The organism is Thalassococcus sp. (assembly GCF_982780845.1).
In genome coordinates, this window is record NZ_CEYADA010000025.1 from 1 (window position 1) to 2640 (window position 2640).

The window sequence follows — 2640 nt, forward strand, 5'->3', positions numbered from 1 at the left end:
CTCTACGCTTGCCCCACTGCTTTGCTGGCCTTTAGCCGCGCTGGGCACTATCATCTGTGCACCAAGCCAGCAGATTTGCTGGTCTCGCTTTTACCACAACCTAACGGATTTCCATGGCGCAATACGTATTCACCATGAATCGGGTTGGCAAAGTAGTGCCGCCCAAAAAGCAAATTCTCAAGGATATTTCGCTCTCGTTCTTCCCTGGCGCCAAGATCGGCGTACTGGGCTTAAACGGTGCCGGTAAATCCACGCTGCTGCGCATTATGGCCGGTGTCGATAAAGAGTTTGAAGGTGAAGCTCGTCCGATGCCCGGCATCAACGTGGGCTACCTGCCCCAGGAGCCGCAGCTGGACGACGAGAAAAACGTTCGGGATACCGTCGAAGAGGCCTTAGGTGCCATCAAAGAGGCGCAGGAAAAACTAGATGCGGTATACGCCGCCTACGCCGAACCCGATGCCGACTTTGACGCCCTGGCCAGCGAGCAGGCACGGCTTGAGAATATTATCGAAGCTGCCGATGCACACAACCTTGAGCGTAAGCTGGAGGTAGCCGCAGAAGCGCTGCGCCTTCCGCCGTGGGATGCCAAAGTAGGCAACCTTTCTGGTGGTGAGCGTCGTCGTGTGGCGCTTTGCCGCCTGCTGCTCTCAAGCCCGGACATGCTACTGCTGGACGAGCCCACCAACCACCTGGATGCTGAATCCGTAGCGTGGCTGGAGCGCTTCCTGCACGACTACAACGGCACTGTCGTTGCGATTACCCACGACCGTTACTTCTTGGATAACGTCGCGGGCTGGATTCTTGAGCTGGACCGCGGCCAGGGCATTCCGTTTGAAGGCAACTACTCCCAGTGGCTTGAGCAGAAAGAGCAGCGCCTGACCCAAGAAGCCAAACAGGAAGCGTCTCGTCAGAAAGCCATCAAGCAAGAGCTTGAGTGGGTACGCAGCAACGCTAAAGGCCGCCAAGCGAAGAGCAAAGCGCGTCTTAACCGCTTTGAAGAGATGCAGTCTGGCGATTTCCAGAAGCGTAATGAGACCAACGAGATCTACATTCCGCCTGGCCCGCGCCTGGGTGACAAAGTGATCGAGTTCCACAACGTTACCAAGCGTTTTGACGACAAACTGCTCTACCAGGATCTCTCCTTTACTATTCCCCCAGGGGCGATTGTGGGTAGTGTGGGCGGTAACGGTGCCGGTAAATCGACGCTGTTTAAGCTGGTAACCGGCAAAGAGCAGCCGGATGCTGGCGAAGTGGTAATCGGCGAAACCGTCGACATTGCCTACGTTGAACAGCTGCGCGACGCCCTAGACGACAAGCAAACTGTCTGGGAAGCAGTGTCCGATGGCCAGGATATTCTCAACATCAATGGCTATGAAGTTTCTTCGCGAGCCTACGTTGGTCGCTTTAACTTCAAGGGCAACGACCAGCAGAAGCGTCTGGATGAGCTTTCCGGTGGTGAGCGTGGCCGCCTGCAGCTTGCGCAAACCCTAAAACAGGGTGCTAACGTGCTGCTGCTGGATGAGCCCTCTAACGACCTGGATATCGAAACCCTGCGCGCCCTGGAAGAAGCCCTGCTCGCCTTCCCTGGCTGTGCCATGGTGATTTCTCACGACCGTTGGTTCCTGGATCGTATCGCCACGCATATTCTGGCGTTTGAAGGCGATTCAGAAGTGGTGTTCTTCGACGGTAACTACACCGAATACGAAGAAGATCACAAGAAACGCGTCGGTAATGACACGCCCAAGCGCATGAAGTACAAGCGCATCGACGCCTAATGTTTTAGGCGTTATGCAATGCAAAAGCCCTGCTGGCGTTTCCCGCCGCAGGGCTTTTTTTATGGATGGCTGTTTACCGTTGGTCGGCGAGACAGTTTAGCCTGCGGGCCAGGTAAACTCGCGCCCACCCATTAAGTGCATATGGATATGGTAGACGGTCTGCCCGCCCATTTCGTTGCAGTTCATCACCACACGGTAGCCATCCTCGGCAAACCCCTGCTGCTTAGCAAGCTGCGCGGCGGTGTGCTGCAAGCGGCCTACGAGGGCTAGGTCGTCAGAGGTAATATCGTTAAGCGTCGAGATATGCTTTTTAGGGATAATAAGCTGATGGGTCGGCGCTTGAGGGCTAATGTCGTTAAACGCCAGCACGTGCTCATCTTCAAACACGATATCAGCGGGAATGTCGCGGTTAATAATTTTGCAGAACAGGCACTCCATCGCGGCCTCCTTAGGTTTGGCGCGTTTATTATCGATAAAAGGCAGCCCCGCTTACCCCGTTAGCGAAAACGGCGCTGCGACAGTAAGTGGCGAACCAGCGGTGCCAGAATCAGTTCCATCGCCAATGACATACGAGCGCCGGGCACCACCAGGGTATGCGGGCGGGTCATAAAGGAGTCTTTAATCATCGCCAGCAACCAAGGGAAATCGACGGTTGAAGGGTCGCGGAAACGGATGACCACAAACGACTCCGAATCGGTCGGAATATCCTGCACTTCAAAGGGGTTGGACGTATCGACCGTGGGCACCCGTTGGAAGTTGATATGGGTACGGGAAAACTGTGGCTGGATATAGCGCACATAGTCATCCATACGGCCCAAGATAGTGTCAATCACCGCTTCCTGAGAGTAGCCGCGCAGCTTTGTGT

The 2640-nt window shown here is 55.2% G+C and carries 2 protein-coding genes and 1 pseudogene; 1 reads left to right on the plus strand and 2 read right to left on the minus strand.

All coding sequences use genetic code 11. The features are described 5' to 3' along the window. The first annotated feature begins 107 nt into the window (after positions 1 to 107). Positions 108 to 1775: an energy-dependent translational throttle protein EttA gene (gene ettA, locus AC4FIA_RS17460; protein ID WP_490366892.1), complete on the plus strand. Its 1668-nt coding sequence runs from the start codon at positions 108 to 110 to the stop codon at positions 1773 to 1775. A 96-nt stretch (positions 1776 to 1871) separates the two neighbouring features. Here the strand turns inward: ettA and AC4FIA_RS17465 are convergent, their stop codons facing one another. Then, positions 1872 to 2213: a histidine triad nucleotide-binding protein gene (locus AC4FIA_RS17465; RefSeq protein ID WP_490366891.1), complete on the minus strand. Its 342-nt coding sequence runs from the start codon at positions 2211 to 2213 to the stop codon at positions 1872 to 1874. Positions 2214 to 2272: 59 nt separating this feature from the next. Beyond that, a pseudogene (locus AC4FIA_RS17470) lies at positions 2273 to 2640 on the minus strand (phosphoribulokinase); the annotation flags it as partial.

What these genes read in the sequence shown, in the direction of transcription:
- AC4FIA_RS17465 (WP_490366891.1), bottom strand. Translation starts at nt 2,213, where the DNA reads ATGGAGTGCCTGTTCTGCAAAATTATTAACCGCGACATTCCCGCTGAT.